Genomic DNA, 18,711 nt, shown 5'->3' on the forward strand with positions numbered 1-18,711 from the left:
AAAGAATGAATGGTGCTCAGCTTCATCAAGCTGCAATTGAAATCGCTCGCAATCTTCCCTTTAGTCAACAGTCCCATCCATTTGGGCCCGAATATGAAGTTTTTAAAATTTTAGAAAAAATATTCATGCTGACAGCAGAAGTAGCTGACGTCAAAATAGTTAATGTCAAATGTGATCCTTATAAAAGTCAGGAATATCAAGAACTCTATTCATTTATTGTTCCAGGATATCACATGAATAAAAAACACTGGATTTCGATTACACCGCATAAGAATTTAACAACCGATTTACTTCAAGATTTAATTCACGATTCTTATGATTTGGTTGTAAAAAAACTCCCTTTGAAAGATCAGAAAAAATTAAAAAACCAATAATATAAAACATAATAAAACGGCGACATAGTAGTCGCCGTTTTGATTTCAATTACGTATTGAAAGTTCCTAAATTAATTATGTTTTCCCATAATTCCGCGAATTGTATTTAAAACATCGGCAGGTAAAACCACAGTTTTAGCATTGCTTGATTTCGCCATATCTTGCATCGCTTTAACATACTGTTCACCTAACAGGTAAGCAACTGGCGTTTCTTTATCACCCACTGCACTTGTCACCATCTCAATGGCTTTTTGTGAAGCTTCAGCCAAAACAACTTGTGCTTCTGCATCACGGCGAGATGCTTCTAAGCGACCATCAGCTTCTAAAATTGCAGCTTGTTTTTCACCATCAGCTCTCGTTACTGTAGCACGACGTTGACGTTCTGCCGCAGCTTGAGCTTCCATGGCAGCTTGCATGGTAGAAGAGGGTTGGATGTCTTGGATTTCAACAGTTTTTAAAGTGATACCCCAATCTGAAATATCATCAGAAATCGCAGCTTTGAGCTTCGCTTTAATATGATCTCGTGAAGACAAAGCATCATCTAGATCCATTTCACCGACAATAGAACGTAATGAAGTTTGTACAAGGTTTTGAATTGCCCATGTATAGTTTTCAATACCATAAACCGCTTTTTCTGGTGTGGTTAAATTAATATATGCCACAGCGTTCATGAGTAATACAGCATTGTCACGCGTAATCACTTCTTGAGATGGGATATCTAACACAATATCTTTAGTGGTAACTTTATAAGCTACTTCATCAACATAGGGAATCACAAAATTAAGCCCCGGATTAAGGGTAGAATGATATTTCCCTAAACGTTGAACAATCCACTTATAACCCTGAGGAACAATACGAACCCCTTTAAAAATGGTGACAGCCACAAAAGCCAAAAAGGCTAAAACAATAATAGTACCGACTGGCATGAAAATACCCTCTCTTTATCTTTAATGTTTATGAAGTACCATGGGACTGGACAATTAAGTCATTACCCGAAATATCAATAACTCTCACACGATCACCGACTTTGACTGGTGTGGTGCTTCGGCAGTTCCACTCATCGGCCCCTAAAATAGGCATTGGAAAGCGAACGATAATTTGATCATGGTCGAGACCGGTTTGAATCACCATACCAATTTGACCAATAGTCGCTTCACGCGGTAATCCCGCTTTAGTCTTATCAATTGATAATGGTTTAATAAATTTGAACCAAAGAATGGTGCATAGCACTGACAGAACTATCCACAATACAATTTGCGTTGTGAGGCTAATATCTGGAAATAACCAGTAGAGAAAGCACACCATAATGGCGGCAATACCAAACCAAAGCGCGGCAAAGGCGGGTAGAATCAGTTCAGAAAGAATAAGTAAGATACCCAATACAAACCAGTGCCAAGGTTGTATAACAAACTCCATAGATCTGCTCTTTTATATATCTTTATGATGGGTAAAAGTGACTCAATATCACTTTTACCACTGTAGCAGATGATGGGGAGTGTGGATAGAAAAAAACCACCTCAATTAGAATTTAGGGCGTGGTGCAGGCTTAAACGCAGCTGGAGATTTTTTGAAGTTTGCAATTGCAGTTTCAACTTGGCGTATTTGCGCTTGAGCTGCTTTTTCGCCTTCCAAAATTGCTTGGTTACTTGATTTGAGATCAAGAGTACCTAGATGACCAACTTTAGGTTGAATGACAACATTGGCCTGCTTGAGCTCTTCATTAATACTTTGTTGACCCATGATATTAATGGTTTGATCCAGTAGTCCCCACATATTGGCTGGGCGATTTCCTGCTGGACGCGCGGAAATATCGACTGCAATGACAATATCTGCACCCATGTCACGAGCTGTTTTAACAGGAATTGGGCTAACCAATCCACCATCTACATATTTCTGCTTGCCAATTGTCGCTGGTACAAACACATTTGGAATACTACAAGATGCACGTACGGCTTGGCCTGCATTACCTTTAATGAAGTCAGCTTTTTGACCATTATCAAGGCGTGTTGCCACGGCAGCAAAACGGATTGGGAACTTCTCAATCGGTTTATTGCCTACATTACGGTTAACGTAGTCCTGTAACTTTTGTCCAAGAATAATACCCTGACGATTAAGTGTTAAATCGCGGATATCTGACTCTTGTAACTTTAGAGCCAGACTTTGCAATTGATAAGGCGTTTGTCCACTTGCGTAGATACTTCCAACAAAGCTACCGGCACTGGTACCCGTGACAATTTTAGGTTTAATTCCGTGAGACTCTAAAACCTTAATTACACCAATATGTGAAAATCCTTTTGCTCCACCGCCACCTAAAGCAAGTGCAATCACAGGTTCACGGGCTTTCATTGAGGTTGTCGGTGTTGGTGTTTTGCTAAATTTATCACAGCCAAATAGTGCTAGAGAGATAAATCCAATACTGGCAAATTGAGCAATTTTCATCTTTAAAAATAATCTATGTCGAGATAAATTAAGAGGGCTCATGAGACCAGATTTGCTCAATTTTTGCTAGGTTTTTTTCACTAGATTTTGTAAAGGTTCGGCAAGCCAATTGCGATTTTTAGGTGAAATTTTTCCTTCATAACGCTCAAAAATCTTGGTGAGATCTTCATCATAGTTGCCACTTGGGTTTAGGTGACCTAAGCAGTGAATCGTCTTGTGATCATAATCAAAAGAAAACATCACAATGGGAATATTGGCTTTTGCAGCGATATGATAAAAGCCACTTTTCATTTTTTTTGCTTTTTTACGTGTGCCTTCGGGCGCCATTCCAATCCAGATCTTGTCATATTTTTGAATGGTTGCAACGACTTGCTCAGTAAGTCCATTGGCTGTGTCACGTTTAACTGGAATAACTCCAGCCCAATCTAAAGCTCGTTTAAATGGTGGTTTAAAAAGAGCATCTTTACCTAACACCGTAATTTGAATACCTAATCCGAAAATCGCAAGAAATCCATACCATCCATCAATATTGGAAGTATGGGGGGAAATAATCGCCACTGCTTTTGGCAAATTAGGAACTTCACCTTCAATTGTCCAACCTTGCGCTAAAAAAAGTTTTTTAAATAGCGCTCGGCTTAAAGCAGTACCGCGTTGAGGTACTAAATCAGGTAAATTAGGGAAATGTTGATGCATATTTTTTTAAATTTTAACTTGTCCTGGTTTTATCTTAATCTTTTGAAATATATGCTTCATTGGCAAAATGTAAGAACAACATGACATTTGATGTTATTCCTCATTAAACAAATAAAAAGTAGGTTTCTATGTTGCGGCAGCAAAATCTTTATCTTCTGCTATTTTCTCTATATTGGGCACAAGGACTGCCTGTTGGGTTTATGACCCACGCTTTACCCGTGATCTTAAGAGCAGAAGGAGTTTCACTCACCCATATTGGTGGCTTTGGCTTATTAATGTTACCGTGGTCAATCAAGATTTTTTGGGCGCCGTGGGTCGACCGACACGCACTTTCCCATTTAGGACATTATCGTAGTTGGATTCTACCTACTCAGTTTTTGACTGTGGGTGTACTGTGTATTTTGTCTTTTTTCCCCGTTCAAGCTTTAGATCAACCTATTTATTTATTCGCATTTTTTATTTCCCTTCTTTTTATGAACTTAACTGGAGCAACACAAGACATTGCTACCGATGCTTTAGCAGTCAACTTGTTAAAACATGATCAGCAGCATTGGGGCAATACATTTCAGGTCATTGGTTCGCGGTTAGGTTTTATTGTTGGGGGAGGCGCCGTACTTTGGTGCTTAGACTGGTTAACATGGCAACCCACTTTTTTGCTATTAGCAACCATAGTATTTTTAAATACTCTACCAATTTGGTTATTTAAAGAGCCTCAACATACTTCTCATGCGAGTCGCGAACTCAAACTTGATCAGCAAAATTTAGTCCTAAAAATTAAAGCTTACCTAAGATATTTCTCTCAAAATAAAGAGCTCCGCTCTTGGTTAATGGTACTGATCACTTTTAAAGTAGCAGACGGTTTAGCAGGGCCATTACTTAAACCTTTAATGGTGGATATAGGATTAAGTTTTACTCAAATTGGTGTTTACATCACGATGCTCGGTGCAGTAGCAGCACTCGCTGGGGCGGCAATAGCAGGAGGCGTGCTTAAATACTTTTCAAGACCAACAGCATTAATTGGTTTTTCAGTTTTTAAAATTATGAGTCTAGGAGCCTATACTTATTTAGCCTATGCCTATGAACAAAAAATTCAGTTGAATGTCTGGGGTATATATACAGTCAATGCCTTAGAAGATGCATTTGCGGCAATGCTATTGGTGGTTATGTTGACTCTGGTCATGCATTACAGTCGAAAAGAGTACGCGGGGACAGATTTTACCTTTCAGGTTTCAGTCATGGCGACTGTTAGTGGTCTTCTTTATAGTTTTAGTGGTGTGATTGGAGATTTACTCGGTTATTTCCATTATTTGATAGCTATTGTCATTATTGCAGTAATCAGTTTACTGCCTATTTTCCTATGGAAACATGAGAAACTACAGGAAAAATAATGTTAACTAAATGAAATAAAGAACTTTAATATTGCTCAAGCAGTGATCTAAGCTTTATCTACTACCTTTGTCTATGTTTTTAAAAATGTATATTTTTAGCTATTTAAATGCTCAATTAATTGTGCCATCTTGTGTGGGTAGCAAATGGAAGCTAAATGGAGAAAAAATGGATTTGGATAACAAGAAAAATCATGTGAATCAATCAAAATGGGCAGAAAAATGTTCAATTAGATTGGTTATTAGCCTAAAGTCTAAAAAAGAATAATGAAATAACGATTTAATCATTCTATAAGATAAGAGAGTTGTGTAGGATTCGTTACAACATGAAGTTAAGGTAAAAATCTGTAAATCAAAGTATGTTTTTTTATGTCTTTGTTTATCGGTTTTAGTCTTGCACAACGTTGAAATTGGTTTTGGTTGCGGTAATAAAATTAATGTAACCAATGTGGAGGAGAGTTGATTTTTTAGCCCCTAATTTAATGGCGTAAATCAACTTGGCATGGATAGGCAACATAAAATATATTTTTAGGAGTTTTTGATGGATCTATTCCTTAATCGTAAATCTTTCGTTATTAAAAGTTTAGCTCTTACAGTTACAGCTTTAATGATGAGTGGGGCACATGCTGCGACTTCCGACAAAGCGGAAATTCAACAGCTTCGTAAAGAAGTTGAAGCGTTAAAAGCTTTAATTCAAGAACAACGTCAAGTTCAGCAACAACAACAGCAAGTACAGCAACAACAGCAAGTACAGTTAGCTGAAGTTAAGGCACAACCTCAAGCTGCTGCACCAGCTTCTCCATTAGCATCATTAAAATCTAAAACTGGTGCTGATGTGAATCTATATGGTTTTGTTCGTGGCGATGCTAACTATATTATCGAAGGTGCGGATGGTGACTTCGCTGATGTAAGTAAGTCTAATGGTGAAGCAAAAGATAAATTGCGTGCTACTGCTAAAACGACTCGTCTAGGTTTAGATTTTACTGCTCCTGTAAGCAATGCCAAAGTTGGTGGTAAAATTGAGTTGGACTTTGCAAGTGGTGACAATAACAAATCTGAAAACGTACGTATTCGTCATGCTTATTTAACTTATAACAACTGGCTATTTGGTCAAACAACGTCTAACTTCTTGGCGAGCCACGCACCAGAAATGATCGACTTTTCGACGAACATTGGTGGTGGTACAACACGTATTCCACAAGTACGTTATAACTATAAATTAGCTCCTGCGACTCAATTATTTGTTTCAGCTGAGGAAGGTAATAGTTCAGCAACAGGTGACTCAGTTAAATATAGATTACCTGTATTAACAGCTAAAATTACTCAAGGCTATGCTGGTGGTAATGGTAATGCTTCTGCTCGAGCTTTTGTTGAAAACTACAAATCAGGAAAGGGCGATGACCAGACTGGGTGGGGTGTTGCTGCAGGTACTGACTTTAAAGTAGCAGATCCTTTAAAACTCTTTGCTGATGCTTCTTATGTTGTAGGTAACAGTAACTACTTATATGGTAGTAATTCTGCTTATACTTTAGTTAATGATAATATTGAGCAAAATGAATTTGTAGCTGTACAAGTGGGTGGAACTTATAAGATTTTACCTAACCTACGTGCTACTTTAGCATACGGTGCTCAATTCGCTGATGATGGCACAGACTATGCTAAAGCATATACTGCGGGTAATGAAAAAGTTCAGCAAGCATGGCTCAACGTCATTTATACACCAGTTAAACCAATTGACTTAGGTATTGAATATGTCAATGGTAAACGCGAAACCTTTGCTGGTGATGATTACAAAGACAACCGTGTTGGTTTAATGGCTAAATATAGTTTCTAAAAACAATATTTAGTTAAAAGCTCAAAAGACGAGATTAAATCTAATCTCGTCTTTTTTTATATAAATTAAAAGAATCGGTACGCTTTAAAGCTTCTGAATTAGATCATTTTTTATTTAAGTCATTTTTAAGTTTCAATTTCTACATTAGAGCATCATAAAAAGATTGTAGTCACCCAAGATGCTGAATTTTTTTTCTACTTTAAAAAATAAACAGATTTCGCTGTTTATGTTTAATTTGATTATAGCCATTTGGTTAGGGGCAGTTCTAAATATTGGTTTTTATCACCAAGTACATCTTTTAACTCCATATTTTGGAATAAAGGCTATTCTATTTCTAGCTGCTACAGTAGTTATTGTGGTTGCTGCTTATTGTGCGATTTTACAGATTTTAAACTGGAAATGGACTGCTAAAATTTTGGCAATTTTACTCATCGTGATTGGTGGTTTTAGCTCTTATTTCGTCAATACATTAGGTGTAATTATCTCACCTGATCAGATTCAAAATATGATACAAACTGATGTCTCTGAAGTTTCTGATTTAATTTCATTGCGTTTCGGGCTTTGGACAGTTTTCTTTGTTGCTTTGCCGATTATTTTAATTACTCAAGTAAAGCTTAAACGAGAAAAAGTATCTTATTTATTGATGAAAAAGCTTGGTTCGATTGTAGCCTCATGTGCAATCGTGGGTATTTTACTATTTGTTTACTATGTTGATTTTGCATCTATTTTTCGTGAGCATCGTGATTTGAAAGGTATGATCTCACCACAAAATAGCATTTCTTCCTTAATGTCTTATTACCACAAAATGGCACCTAAGAAGAACTTGCCACTTATACATTATGGAGAAGATGCTCATCAAGTTCAGCAAGTACAAAGCAACTTGCCTAAATTAATGGTTCTCGTTGTTGGTGAGACAGCTCGTGCGGAAAGTTTTGCATTAAATGGTTATTCGAAAAATACGAATCCGGAACTTTCCAAACAAGATATTTTGAATTTTTCCCAAGTCAGCTCATGTGGTACAGCAACTGCTGTGTCGGTTCCATGTATGTTCTCCGGAATGCCTCGTGTTGACTACGATGAACAACTAGCAAGTCACCGTGAAGGTCTATTGGACATTGCTAAACGTGCGGGATACCAAGTAACTTGGATTGATAATAACTCTGGCTGTAAGGGCACTTGTGATCGTGTTGAACAGTACAAAATACCAGAAAAGTTAAAGCAAAAATGGTGTAAAGATGGCGAATGCTATGATGATATTTTAATTGATAGCTTAAATGAGTATTTAGCGACTATTCCTAAAGAAGATACTCGTCCGCGACTCATTGTTTTACACCAAGTCGGAAGTCATGGTCCAGCCTATTACAAGCGTGCACCTGCCCAATATCAACCGTTTAAACCGACTTGTGATACTAATGCGATACAGGGTTGTTCTCAAACAGAGTTATTAAATAGTTATGATGACACAATTGTATATACAGACCATGTGTTAAGTCAGATCATTAATAACCTAAAAGAATTATCGAAATATCAAACAGGTTTATGGTATTTATCTGATCATGGTGAATCGACGGGTGAACATGGTTTATATTTACATGGTTCACCGTATGCAATTGCACCGACCCAACAAACGCATGTACCAATGATGATGTGGTTTTCTGATAGCTGGAAACAACACAACCTTGCACAAGTGAGTTGTTTAGGCCAACAAACTAAAGAAAAGTTAAGTCAGGATAATTTATTCCCAAGCTTACTGAGTTTGTTAGGTGTAAAAACTCAGGTCATCAACCCTCAACTGGATATGCTGCACTCTTGTGCCCATGTGAATTAAAGCGAGCCTAGAACATGACAAAAATCTTGATGATTGAAGATGATTTTATGATTGCAGAGTCAACAATAACGTTGCTGCAATATCATCAATTTGAAGTGGAGTGGGTCAATAATGGCTTAGACGGTCTGGCTCAGTTGGCTAAAAATAAATTCGATTTAATTCTTTTGGACTTAGGGCTACCTATGATGGATGGCATGCAGGTCTTAAAGCAAATTCGCCAAAGAGCAGCAACTCCCGTCTTAATTATTTCAGCGCGAGATCAGTTACAAAACCGTGTTGATGGCTTAAATCATGGTGCAGATGATTACTTGATCAAACCATACGAGTTTGATGAGTTACTTGCCCGTATTCATGCGCTATTACGCCGTAGTGGCGTAGAGGCTCAGCTTGCGAATCATGAGCAACTATTACAAAGTGGTGATCTGGTTTTAAATGTTGAACAACACATTGCTACATTCAAAGGACAGCGTATTGATTTGTCTAATCGTGAGTGGGCAATTCTGATTCCTTTAATGAGCCACCCAAATAAAATCTTTTCTAAAGCAAATCTTGAAGATAAGTTATATGATTTCGATAGTGATGTGACCAGTAATACGATTGAAGTATATGTGCATCACCTGAGAGCTAAACTCGGGAAAGACTTTATCCGAACTATTCGAGGATTGGGTTACCGTTTAGGGCAATCGTAACTTAATTTTGGAACTTCATAACAGTGCATTATTCATTAAAAAAACGACTGATTTGGGGCACCTCAATTTTCAGTGTCATCTTAGGTTGTATATTAATTTTTAGTGCGTATAAAGTTGCACTGCAAGAAGTTGATGAAATTTTAGATACCCAAATGCGTTATTTAGCTGAGCGAACAGCTGAATATCCATTGAAAACGGTAAGCAGTGAATTTGATTTTCATAAAACTTATCATGAAGAAGACCTGTTTGTAGATATTTGGGCTTATAAAGATCAAGCCCATTTATCACACCATCTCCATTTATTGGTTCCACCTGTCACACAAGCTGGCTTTTACTCACATAAAACCAGTAATGGCTTAATCCGTACTTATGTTTTGCCATTAAAGGATTACCAGATTCAGATTAGCCAGCAAGAAAAGGTTCGTGAGGCTTTTGCTTGGGAACTTGCAGGTAGCATGTTCATTCCATATTTGATTATTTTACCTTTTGCGATTTTTGCTTTAGCTGCAATTATTCGTCGTGGGCTAAAGCCGATTGATGACTTTAAAAATGAACTGACTCATCGTGACTCAGAAGAGCTGACGCCTATTGAAGTTGTAGATTATCCTCAAGAATTGTTACCCACAATTGATGAAATGAATCGACTTTTCGAGCGCATTTCTAAGGCACAAAACGAGCAGAAACAGTTCATTGCAGATGCAGCCCATGAACTCAGAACCCCTGTGACTGCTTTAAATTTACAAACTAAAATTTTAATTAGTCAATTTCCTGAGCAGGAATCGCTGCAAAATTTGAGTAAAGGATTAGCGCGTATTCAGCACTTGGTGACACAGCTTTTAGCGCTGGCTAAGCAGGATGTATCTTTAAGTGTGATTGAACCGACGAGAGCTTTTCAGCTTAATGATGTCGCTTTAAATTGTGTTGAACAGCTTGTTAATCTGGCTATGCAAAAAGAAATCGACTTGGGCCTTGTTCGTAACGAGCCAATTGAAATGCATAGTGTTGAGCCAACTGTTCATTCAATTATTTTTAACTTAATTGATAATGCCATCAAATATACCCCTCATGAGGGGATGATTAATATTTCTGTTTTCACTGCTACAGATGGCGATGCGTGTATACAAATTGAAGATAGCGGCGCGGGGATCGACCCAGAACATTATGATAAAGTTCTAAAGCGTTTTTATCGTGTACATCATCATCTTGAAGTGGGGAGTGGTTTAGGTCTATCCATTGTTGACCGAGCAACTCAACGTTTAGGTGGGACTTTGACACTAGACAGAAGTTTAGAGCTTGGTGGACTTTCGGTCTTGGTTAAACTTCCAAAGATTTTACATGTTCACGAAACAAGGACTTGAGTTAGACAAGTTCTTGTTTGACTCGTTTTTCAAACTCAAAGCGGTGAATACAAACGGCATAAAATAAGATATTTACCGCCCAAATGACCCAACCAGTCCATAAATTATGACTCAGGAAATGTGCTCCACGCATCATTTGTGCCCATCCCATCATAAATCCTAATAAAATGCCTGAAATGAGATAAAAATAGGCACGTTTAGGTTGCTCAAGACGATAAACAAAATAACCTGTCATTAAAATGAAACCAGCGCTTGCATGGCCGCCCGGAAAGCAATGCCCATGTTTCGCAGTAAAGTCCCAAATATAGCCACCTAGGCTGTTAGGATGAACCATATTCCAAGGGCAGGCATGAGCAGATTGTGATTTTAAGAGACCAACCAGTGCGCTACCAATCATGCTCACAAAAAACATATAACCATATTGCCAGCGATAAAGCTTTAATTTCTCAACTTTAAATGATGCAAGCCATAGACCCAAAAAGATGACATAAATGCCAGTAATGATCTGCTTTACAATCTCATGGTTAAGTCTTTCCAGATACCAATTGTCTCGATTGAAAAAATGACCTGTTGAATCAATCCAAGGGTGGATGAGGTACATATCAATTTTCCCACCCACTGGAAAAACGATTAAAAGCAGAAAAAAACTGAAAAACAGAAGAATGATATTAATCTGGAAAAATTGTTTTTGTTGATTCATGCCATGCAACATCAATTAGATTGTGGGTAAAGGCATTACATAAAATAAAACTTAAATTGCTCTTAAACTATACTGAAGAAAGAAGTTCAATTTTCCTTAAAAATAAAAAAGCGACGAGAAGTATCGTCGCCCTGAGCACTTTAGAAAGTATTAAAACATACCCTCTTCAGAATTTGCTGAAATTTTATGAATAGACAAATCTGCACCACGGAACTCGTCTTCTTGAGATAAACGAATGCCGATAGTTGCTTTAAGCAAGCCGTAAACAATAAAGCCGCCAGCAAGCGCAATAGCGATCGCGAGCGCTGTTCCGATGAGTTGAGAGATGAATGAGACACCTCCTAAGCCACCAAGCCATTGTTGACCAAATAAACCTACTGCGATACCACCGAATGCGCCGCATACGCCGTGTAGCGGCCAGACACCAAGTACATCATCAACTTTAAGTTTGTTTTGAGTATAGGTGAATAGATATACAAACATAGCCCCAGCTGCACCACCAATAACAAGTGCACTGATTGGATGAACAATGTCAGAGCCTGCACAGATTGCCACTAAACCAGCAAGTGGACCATTATGTAAGAAACCAGGGTCATTTTTTCCAATCGCATTTGCTGTAATGGTTCCGCCAACCATAGCCATGAGTGAGTTAATGGCAACCAGACCAGAAATTGCATCAACACGTTGCGCGCTCATCACGTTAAAGCCAAACCAGCCAACAATCAAAATCCATGAACCAAGCGCTAAAAATGGAATAGAAGATGGCGGATGAGCACTTACACGACCATCTTTCTTATAACGACCAGAACGCGCCCCCAATAAAATGACAGCAGCAAGTGCAATCCAACCGCCCATGGCATGAACTACGACTGAACCCGCAAAGTCGTGAAAAGCTGCGCCAAAGGTTGTTTCTAACCACTTTTGCAGACCGTAGTTACCATTCCAGACCATACCTTCGAAAAATGGATATACCAGCGCAACTAAAGCGAGTGTGGCAATTGCTTGTGAACGCATTTTTGCGCGTTCAGCAATACCACCCGAAATAATGGCAGGAATTGCCGCAGCAAAAGTGAGTAAAAAGAAGCAACGCATAAGGTTATAGCCATGATCACTTGATAAAACCGTACCATCATGGAAGAAGTGCTGGCCATAAGAGATGTAGTAGCCAACAAAGAAATATGCGATTGCAGAAAGGGCAAAGTCAGTCAGAATTTTACTAAGTGCGTTCACCTGATTTTTATGGCGAACCGTACCAAGTTCCAAGAATGCAAAACCTGCGTGCATGGCAAGAACCAAAACAGCACCAAGTAATAAGAAAAATAGATCTACATTTTGCATAGCATGCTCGAAAAAAGTGCTAAATTCCATTTTGGAACAAATCTGGGTCTGTAAATTGCACCAAAATAGATTTAAGGAATCTAAAAACCTAAGTTTGTCGAAACAAACTCAATTGCATAAAAGTGAATATGCAATAAGCGCACCAATTTGGATTAAATAAGTAGTTTTTGGCGATAAATGGTGCGTTGATTTGGTTAAAGAGGGGCGGTTTTGGCGCTTTTTACGTTACAAGTCATCTAATACGCTTATAAATTGACCTGAAAGAGTTCGTTCTCAAAGTTTAAAAAAGACTCGCTCATATTCAATTAATGATCTGACCAAACCGATTGTGCGACTTCAATAAAAGCTTTTGCAGCGGGACTCATGTGCTTTTTATTTTTGACTGCGAGACCAATAGAACGTTTAAGGTTCGGTTTAAAAGGGCGTTTAACTACATTTGGATAGAGTGAGAGTAACTCTTTGGTGAGCACCATATCAGAGACAATCGAAATCCCTAACTGGTTATGGACCATGCTGACGATACTTAGAATTTGTGACACATAAAACTTGATGTCTGGTTTCACATCAAAGTTTTTTAAAATTAATTCGACCTGATGTCGACTACCCGCCATTGTCATAATAAAAGGGCAATTTTCTAGCTGTACTGGATCAATATAGAGTTGTTGGGCGAGCGAGTAACTATTCGGAATTAGGGCCACAAAACGATCTTCAATCAAAGGGAATGTATCGAATCGCTCATCTGGCATAATCAAGAAACCAACTTCTATACGCCGTTCCAATAGCCACTGGGCAACTTCTTTATCTTCACCTTCATCAATATAAATCTCGATCTTAGGGTAGCGCTGCCGAAAGGTTTCTAAAATTTCAGGCAATAGATAAATAGATGATGAAGCCCCAAAAGAACCAATACGTAATGTTCCTTCGTTTAAACCGTGGATGGCAGCCACTTCTTTTTCTAATGTATCGGAAATACTCAATAACTCTTTTACATGTGTAAGTAGCTGCTGGCCTGTCGTGGTGAGCTCAATATCGCTTTGAGTTCTTGAAATCAGGTTAATGCCCCATTGTTGTTCTAATGATTTAAGCGCATGGGAAACTGCCGACTGTGAAATTCCCAGCTTTTCTGCAGTAGCAGTGAAGCTTTTTAGTTCAGCAATGAGTGCAAAAATTTCAAGCTGGGTAAATGTCATGTTGTATTTGTTATGAGTAAAAACTCATTTTATCATGAGTTTTCATTATCTTTAATATATGAGTAAGCCAAGCGAATTGCCAAAACAGCAAGCCCTAACAAAACTCGAGTAAAGAAATGAATAGTATTGTTTTATCTCTCTTTCCTTTAGTTGCATTAATTGCATCGGGATACTTATTTAAAAAATATCGTTTTTTTAGCGATGAGTTTTGGGCTGGGGCAGAGAAGTTAAATTACTATATTCTATTTCCCGCTTTACTTTTTAGTACGCTATCGACCGCAAAAATTGACTTACAAAGCTTGAGTACAGCCATCATTGCGATGTTGGTTGTGGTTTTAGCAGTCACCATCTTTTTATACATCCTCCGAATATTTTGGCACATACCACCTGCACGTTTTGGTGTGCACGTACAAAGTATGGTTCGCTTTAATACCTATATTGGTTTGGCTTTAGTGACATCGCTTTTTAAAAGTGAAGGAATGGCAATACTGGCAATTTTATTGGCGCTTTGCATTCCGCTTGTGAATGTTATTTCGGTGCTTGCTCTAACCTCTAAAGAACACATGGCAATTAAACCTGTTTTGATTGCACTCCTTAAAAACCCGTTGATTGCATCATGTGTGGTCGGAGCAGCAGTCAATGCACTTCAAATCCCAATTTGGGAAGGCTTTACTCAGTTTATTAAGCTTTTTTCAGTGTCGAGTTTGCCACTAGGGTTGTTATGTGTTGGCGCAGCTTTACAGTTTATGCAAATTAAAAAAGACATTATGGTATTGGCAGCAGATACGTTTGCTCGACTTTTAGCAGTACCTGCTTTGGCTTATATGGTCTGCATGTGGTTTGATTTACCAAGTTTGCAAACACAAATTTTAGTCATTTTCTTTGCGCTACCGACTGCTTCTGCTTCATACATTTTAACCAAAGTTTTGGGTGGTGATAGTCAACTTATGGCAGCCGTGATTAGCTTTCAAACTCTATGTGCTGCCGTGACTTTGCCATTAGTGATTTGGTGGATTTCTTAAAATATAAACTTTAGTTAAGACACATTTTATTTTTTAAAAATGAATAGGTTGATGATGACTTAATAAATGATTTACTACCTTCCTCATCTGATTATTGCTACACTTTTTTCTTTTTCAGGTGGATGAGTATGTCCTTTGATCTCAAAGTCAGCTTGCAGCAAAGGTCTGAGCCGTCTGCACAGCAGAAAAAACTGAATCGCCTGATTGATAAAATAGAACAGCAAAAAGTTAGCCTGAGCACATGGCAAAATGCACAAGCTGAGATTCAACAGCACATACGCCAAAAACTGATGCCTGTGTATAATGATTTACATATAGTGCTATTTCAGCAGTTAGAGCAACTTTGGAATATATTGCATAGCCATGAGTTTTCTAAAGCGGATATACAACAAATCGATGAAAAAATTGCCCAGCTTGCACAAATGTTGAAGCGCTCAAAAATGCTATCTGCTGAACAGTTGGAGCTGGTAAAGCAGATCGATACCTTTTATCAGCAACATGCAGCGGAATCGGCAAAAAAGAATAAAAAAGCTCAGTCAATACAATTTGAATATGATGAAAATTCTGAGCAAAGCGTAGAGTTAGAAGAAGACTTTGAACAGTATGCTGCCGAGCAACAACAAGCGCGGGAACAAGCTAAACAGCAAAGACAACAACAGAAACGTGAACAAGCTGAGCAAATGGCAGCGCAGTCACTTAAAACAGTCTATTTAAAAATTGCCGCGATGATTCACCCAGACCGCGAGCAAGATGAAACTAAAAAAGAAGAAAAAACGGAGCTGTTCCAACAGGCAAGTCAGGCTTATGAAAAGCAGGATTTGTTTTATTTACTCAAACTTCAGTTACAGCTTGAACAGAATAAAGGGCTAGGCGCTAAAGAGCTATCTGCTGAGCAGTTGCGGTTTTATAAACTCGCTTTAGATGCACAAAGTAAGCAGCTTGAAAGCCAAATAGCTGAGATTTTAGATTCTTTTCAATTAGCAAAAAATGTAAAAGCAGAGCATGTACATATTAGTGATATTTATAAAGCGGTAGATGCTGACTGTGTTGAGCTAAAGCAGCAGTTGAAGTGGGAAAAGGAACGTTTAAAACATATGAAAAAAGTGAGTGGGATAGAGATGTTGTTGGGTGGTGGGGTGCTTTAATTTTTAAGTAAATGCTCCTAATCCTAATAGATATGAGATTAGGAGCAAGTTGATTTTTTAAGCAATTTTTTTATGATTTGTAGCAACTCTTTCTAAAAAAGAATTAAGGCATATAGGCCGAATCGCATATTGAGAGAAATCGGAAATAATATCATGGCTTTCTTTATAAACAGAAATATTAATTGATTTAAATTTCCTATTTTCATCTCGACACTTCTTTATTGTATTTTTATAGTATATTTTTTTTAATTCTCTATTTTGAGATGCTTCTTTTAATCTGAAAATAAAGTTATGAATAAAATAAAGCATGAATTTCCCACGGATAAAATAACTTAGCTCAGTTAAGCCTTTATTTTTATAAAATAACTTAGCTTTTTCTAAAAAAGTAGATTCAAAATTATCTTCGTCTACATTAATAAATTCAAATAATGATTGATTTATGCGTAGTTTTACCTCATCTAAGCTTATATAAATAATATTATCTAAATTTAGATCCCGTGCATTAATTTTTAAATCTGTAATATTATTTTCATACATGAGTCTATTCGCTCGAATTAAAGCATCTAGATCTTGAATTATATTAATAAATTGTTCTAGAAGTATCATGAATTTATTAAAACATATATTGTAATCGGATGAGCTGAGAGGTTGATTTTCATCTGTAAATTTAAACTTATGAATTAAAATATTACGAATGAAAATATCATTAGTATAGAAATTCTCAATTGAATAATAAGGTGTCATATAGATTTTATTAGAGGATGGTGGATTCTCATGATAATCTTTATCAATAAAACCAAAAAAAAATGATGATCTATATTCTTGTTTAGTATGGTTTTCTAAGGTTTTTATAATTAATTCAACATTTTTTCGACCATAAGAAACTATATAATCCCAATCCTCTTGAAATGATCCTAGATAGGAATTTAAGCTAATATTATAATAATTTATATCATCCTCGCCTTCAAAAAATAAAAAATATCTGTTTGAGTTTTTTTCAAATTTTTCCATAAAAATTTTAAAAGTGACAGAGTCATCTTCTAACTCAGCTAACATGGATTGTACGCGATCAGTCATTGTTAGATTCCTTCATTTCTAGAGAAAGATCAGCAGTATTGATTTTTAAATCATTTGAAAATATAAATGGCGAGTGTGTAGTTGCAAATAAGAATTCACATCTATCAGTTTTTAATATATTTGGTAATAAAATTTTTTGCCATTCTATCGAAAGAGATAATTCTGGTTCATCTATTATTATCCAATATTTTACTTCTTCACTAGTTTCTTTTAATAGTAATCTAGTAAAAAGTGAAATAATTTGTTTTTCACCTGATGATAGATTGTTTAATTCAATAGTTTTATATTCTTTTTTATATTTTTTTAATATTTTTATATCAACATTGTTCTCATCATAAATAATTTTTTTGTTATTGAAATTAAAAAATTCATTAGAAATATTAACAAATTTTTTTATATTTATTTCAGACTTTTCTTGATTTTCATAAATCTTTATTAAATTTATTAACATATAGTATAAGAAATTATATTTTTCATGATTTAATTGATTTTTAGTGCTTAATAGCTCAATTATTTTGTTTTTCGTCTCTTTTGAAATGTTGTCCTCACCTAGTCTTTCAAATATAATTTTTATTGTATTTATTTTTTCAGATAAACCTTGAATTTGATTTTTGGTTGGGTTTTTGAAGGAAATTGAGTTTTTTAGCATGAGACCACTAAACTTATTAAATCCATCAATCATAGATTTTCTTAGATTTATTGATATATCTCTCCAAGTGTTTTCGATATCTTCTATACCAAATTGAATTAGCTTATTACTCATAAACTTTTCTTTAATATCATTACTATTAATCATAAATTCATAATTTAATTCATTGTTGCTAAATTCATCGAACAAAGAATCGATGTTATGCTCAATTCTACGATATGTTGGTAGGTAAATAATCTTTAAATCTTTAAATTCTTTGAATAAATTAACACGGACCTCCATTGTTTTTAGCTGTTCTTGCATATCTTCAATTATGTTTTTTGATTGGTTTTTAGATTTACTTTTTATATTGAGATATAGTTCATTAATATTTTGTTCATTTTTTAATGATGTTTCATAGTTTTGAAATATATCATTATAATCTTGAAAATAAAGTGATAGAATGTCTTCATAATCTTTTATTATTTTTAAAATTTCATTGTTGTTTTTTGATTTTAATTCAGATTTTATTATTGAGCTTGTATTTTTTATTACTTTGCTACTAAATTTGTTTTCATAAACATACAGATAAATTAATGCAGTAAATGTAGAGTTAAGAGGGCGAATTTCTTCTTTATTGGGATTTATATTATTTCTCTGAATAAAATCTTTATATATTTCTATAAAGTCACTATTGATAAAATCATTTAAACTATTTAGTCGCTCTGAGTCTAAAAAAGATCTTAAAATTAATTTTGAAAATTTGTAAGTTAGATTGTTAGAAAGTATTATAATAATCGAGTCAAAATTATAAGTTGAGATTGACTTATAATCTAAAGAAAAAAAACTGTAAAAAATATTTAAAATTGTAGTTTTTCCACTACCATTTTCAGAAACTATAATTTTTTTATTGTCACGAAATTCTAGAGAAACATCATATTCGTTGTTTAAATTCAATATTTTAAATGCTTTTAAAGTAAAATTTTTCATATGTTAATCTTAGTATAAAGG

General features: G+C 35.9%; 18 protein-coding genes. 9 read left to right on the forward strand and 9 right to left on the reverse strand.

Annotated elements, in window-relative coordinates; genetic code table 11:
• Positions 1-5: 5 nt before the first annotated feature.
• A complete protein-coding gene (locus AW165_RS13060) occupies positions 6-374 on the forward strand; it encodes an MmcQ/YjbR family DNA-binding protein (RefSeq protein WP_060466078.1) in 369 nt (122 codons plus the stop codon).
• A gap of 71 nt (positions 375-445) precedes the next feature.
• Here AW165_RS13060 and AW165_RS13065 read toward each other — a convergent pair whose 3' ends face one another.
• The 4 genes from AW165_RS13065 to AW165_RS13080 all read right to left on the reverse strand — a co-directional run bounded on the left by AW165_RS13065 (position 446) and on the right by AW165_RS13080 (position 3,506).
• Positions 446-1,300, reverse strand: coding sequence for an SPFH domain-containing protein (locus tag AW165_RS13065; protein ID WP_002116544.1), 855 nt, complete (start codon positions 1,298-1,300; stop codon positions 446-448).
• 28 nt (positions 1,301-1,328) lie between these two features.
• On the reverse strand, positions 1,329-1,790 hold the full coding sequence (locus AW165_RS13070) for an NfeD family protein (protein ID WP_016143172.1): 462 nt from the start codon (positions 1,788-1,790) through the stop codon (positions 1,329-1,331).
• A gap of 105 nt (positions 1,791-1,895) precedes the next feature.
• Positions 1,896-2,813, reverse strand: a complete 918-nt coding sequence (locus AW165_RS13075) for a patatin-like phospholipase family protein (protein WP_014207516.1) — start codon at positions 2,811-2,813, stop codon at positions 1,896-1,898.
• 66 nt (positions 2,814-2,879) lie between these two features.
• Positions 2,880-3,506: a lysophospholipid acyltransferase family protein gene (locus AW165_RS13080; RefSeq protein ID WP_060466079.1), complete on the reverse strand. Its 627-nt coding sequence runs from the start codon at positions 3,504-3,506 to the stop codon at positions 2,880-2,882.
• Positions 3,507-3,634: 128 nt separating this feature from the next.
• On the opposite strand from AW165_RS13080, the gene AW165_RS13085 reads away from it, so the two are divergent.
• From AW165_RS13085 to AW165_RS13110, 6 genes are all read left to right on the forward strand, one after another.
• Positions 3,635-4,894 carry an MFS transporter gene (locus tag AW165_RS13085; protein ID WP_060466080.1) on the forward strand — a complete coding sequence of 420 codons (1,260 nt, stop codon included), beginning with the start codon at positions 3,635-3,637 and terminating at the stop codon, positions 4,892-4,894.
• A gap of 73 nt (positions 4,895-4,967) precedes the next feature.
• Positions 4,968-5,159, forward strand: a complete 192-nt coding sequence (locus AW165_RS13090) for a hypothetical protein (RefSeq protein ID WP_014207513.1) — start codon at positions 4,968-4,970, stop codon at positions 5,157-5,159.
• Positions 5,160-5,432: 273 nt separating this feature from the next.
• Complete coding sequence (locus AW165_RS13095; RefSeq protein WP_002116353.1) at positions 5,433-6,725, forward strand: DcaP family trimeric outer membrane transporter; 1,293 nt, start codon at positions 5,433-5,435, stop codon at positions 6,723-6,725.
• A 178-nt stretch (positions 6,726-6,903) separates the two neighbouring features.
• Complete coding sequence (locus AW165_RS13100) at positions 6,904-8,553, forward strand: phosphoethanolamine transferase (RefSeq protein WP_060466081.1); 1,650 nt, start codon at positions 6,904-6,906, stop codon at positions 8,551-8,553.
• Positions 8,554-8,567: 14 nt separating this feature from the next.
• Positions 8,568-9,242 (forward strand): DNA-binding response regulator PmrA, encoded by a 675-nt coding sequence (locus AW165_RS13105; RefSeq protein WP_002116411.1) that lies wholly within the window; start codon positions 8,568-8,570, stop codon positions 9,240-9,242.
• 23 nt (positions 9,243-9,265) lie between these two features.
• The gene (locus AW165_RS13110) at positions 9,266-10,600 is read left to right on the forward strand and encodes an ATP-binding protein (RefSeq protein ID WP_060466082.1); all 1,335 of its coding nucleotides are present in this window, start codon (positions 9,266-9,268) and stop codon (positions 10,598-10,600) included.
• A 1-nt stretch (position 10,601) separates the two neighbouring features.
• Here AW165_RS13110 and AW165_RS13115 read toward each other — a convergent pair whose 3' ends face one another.
• The 3 genes from AW165_RS13115 to AW165_RS13125 form a co-directional block, all read right to left on the reverse strand.
• Positions 10,602-11,312: a phosphatase PAP2 family protein gene (locus AW165_RS13115; protein ID WP_081410654.1), complete on the reverse strand. Its 711-nt coding sequence runs from the start codon at positions 11,310-11,312 to the stop codon at positions 10,602-10,604.
• 138 nt (positions 11,313-11,450) lie between these two features.
• Complete coding sequence (locus tag AW165_RS13120) at positions 11,451-12,638, reverse strand: ammonium transporter (RefSeq protein WP_016143347.1); 1,188 nt, start codon at positions 12,636-12,638, stop codon at positions 11,451-11,453.
• A 305-nt stretch (positions 12,639-12,943) separates the two neighbouring features.
• Positions 12,944-13,828, reverse strand: a complete 885-nt coding sequence (locus AW165_RS13125; RefSeq protein ID WP_060466084.1) for a LysR family transcriptional regulator — start codon at positions 13,826-13,828, stop codon at positions 12,944-12,946.
• Positions 13,829-13,944: 116 nt separating this feature from the next.
• On the opposite strand from AW165_RS13125, the gene AW165_RS13130 reads away from it, so the two are divergent.
• Together AW165_RS13130 and AW165_RS13135 are read left to right on the forward strand one after the other, a co-directional pair.
• A complete protein-coding gene (locus AW165_RS13130) occupies positions 13,945-14,850 on the forward strand; it encodes an AEC family transporter (protein WP_060466085.1) in 906 nt (301 codons plus the stop codon).
• A 128-nt stretch (positions 14,851-14,978) separates the two neighbouring features.
• Positions 14,979-15,995, forward strand: a complete 1,017-nt coding sequence (locus AW165_RS13135) for a molecular chaperone DnaJ (RefSeq protein ID WP_060466086.1) — start codon at positions 14,979-14,981, stop codon at positions 15,993-15,995.
• Positions 15,996-16,052: 57 nt separating this feature from the next.
• On the opposite strand, the gene AW165_RS13140 is transcribed toward AW165_RS13135, so the two are convergent.
• Positions 16,053-17,072 carry a DUF4435 domain-containing protein gene (locus tag AW165_RS13140; protein WP_060466087.1) on the reverse strand — a complete coding sequence of 340 codons (1,020 nt, stop codon included), beginning with the start codon at positions 17,070-17,072 and terminating at the stop codon, positions 16,053-16,055.
• A complete protein-coding gene (locus AW165_RS13145) occupies positions 17,065-18,690 on the reverse strand; it encodes an AAA family ATPase (RefSeq protein WP_060466088.1) in 1,626 nt (541 codons plus the stop codon). The genes AW165_RS13140 and AW165_RS13145 overlap by 8 nt, the downstream gene beginning before the upstream one ends.
• Positions 18,691-18,711: the final 21 nt, after the last annotated feature.

Source organism: Acinetobacter sp. LMB-5 (assembly GCF_001541635.1).
Taxonomy (GTDB): Bacteria; Pseudomonadota; Gammaproteobacteria; order Pseudomonadales; family Moraxellaceae; genus Acinetobacter; species Acinetobacter pittii.

Excerpts from the sequence above, each read along its gene's own strand:
- AW165_RS13060 (WP_060466078.1), top strand. The coding sequence starts at position 6 with ATGAATGGTGCTCAGCTTCATCAAGCTGCAATTGAAATCGCTCGCAAT.
- AW165_RS13065 (WP_002116544.1), bottom strand. The coding sequence starts at position 1,300 with ATGCCAGTCGGTACTATTATTGTTTTAGCCTTTTTGGCTTTTGTGGCT.
- AW165_RS13070 (WP_016143172.1), bottom strand. The coding sequence starts at position 1,790 with ATGGAGTTTGTTATACAACCTTGGCACTGGTTTGTATTGGGTATCTTA.
- AW165_RS13075 (WP_014207516.1), bottom strand. The coding sequence starts at position 2,813 with ATGAAAATTGCTCAATTTGCCAGTATTGGATTTATCTCTCTAGCACTA.
- AW165_RS13080 (WP_060466079.1), bottom strand. The coding sequence starts at position 3,506 with ATGCATCAACATTTCCCTAATTTACCTGATTTAGTACCTCAACGCGGT.
- AW165_RS13085 (WP_060466080.1), top strand. The coding sequence starts at position 3,635 with ATGTTGCGGCAGCAAAATCTTTATCTTCTGCTATTTTCTCTATATTGG.
- AW165_RS13090 (WP_014207513.1), top strand. The coding sequence starts at position 4,968 with ATGTTTTTAAAAATGTATATTTTTAGCTATTTAAATGCTCAATTAATT.
- AW165_RS13095 (WP_002116353.1), top strand. The coding sequence starts at position 5,433 with ATGGATCTATTCCTTAATCGTAAATCTTTCGTTATTAAAAGTTTAGCT.
- AW165_RS13100 (WP_060466081.1), top strand. The coding sequence starts at position 6,904 with ATGCTGAATTTTTTTTCTACTTTAAAAAATAAACAGATTTCGCTGTTT.
- AW165_RS13105 (WP_002116411.1), top strand. The coding sequence starts at position 8,568 with ATGACAAAAATCTTGATGATTGAAGATGATTTTATGATTGCAGAGTCA.
- AW165_RS13115 (WP_081410654.1), bottom strand. The coding sequence starts at position 11,312 with ATGTTGCATGGCATGAATCAACAAAAACAATTTTTCCAGATTAATATC.
- AW165_RS13120 (WP_016143347.1), bottom strand. The coding sequence starts at position 12,638 with ATGCAAAATGTAGATCTATTTTTCTTATTACTTGGTGCTGTTTTGGTT.
- AW165_RS13125 (WP_060466084.1), bottom strand. The coding sequence starts at position 13,828 with ATGACATTTACCCAGCTTGAAATTTTTGCACTCATTGCTGAACTAAAA.
- AW165_RS13130 (WP_060466085.1), top strand. The coding sequence starts at position 13,945 with ATGAATAGTATTGTTTTATCTCTCTTTCCTTTAGTTGCATTAATTGCA.
- AW165_RS13135 (WP_060466086.1), top strand. The coding sequence starts at position 14,979 with ATGTCCTTTGATCTCAAAGTCAGCTTGCAGCAAAGGTCTGAGCCGTCT.
- AW165_RS13140 (WP_060466087.1), bottom strand. The coding sequence starts at position 17,072 with ATGACTGATCGCGTACAATCCATGTTAGCTGAGTTAGAAGATGACTCT.
- AW165_RS13145 (WP_060466088.1), bottom strand. The coding sequence starts at position 18,690 with ATGAAAAATTTTACTTTAAAAGCATTTAAAATATTGAATTTAAACAAC.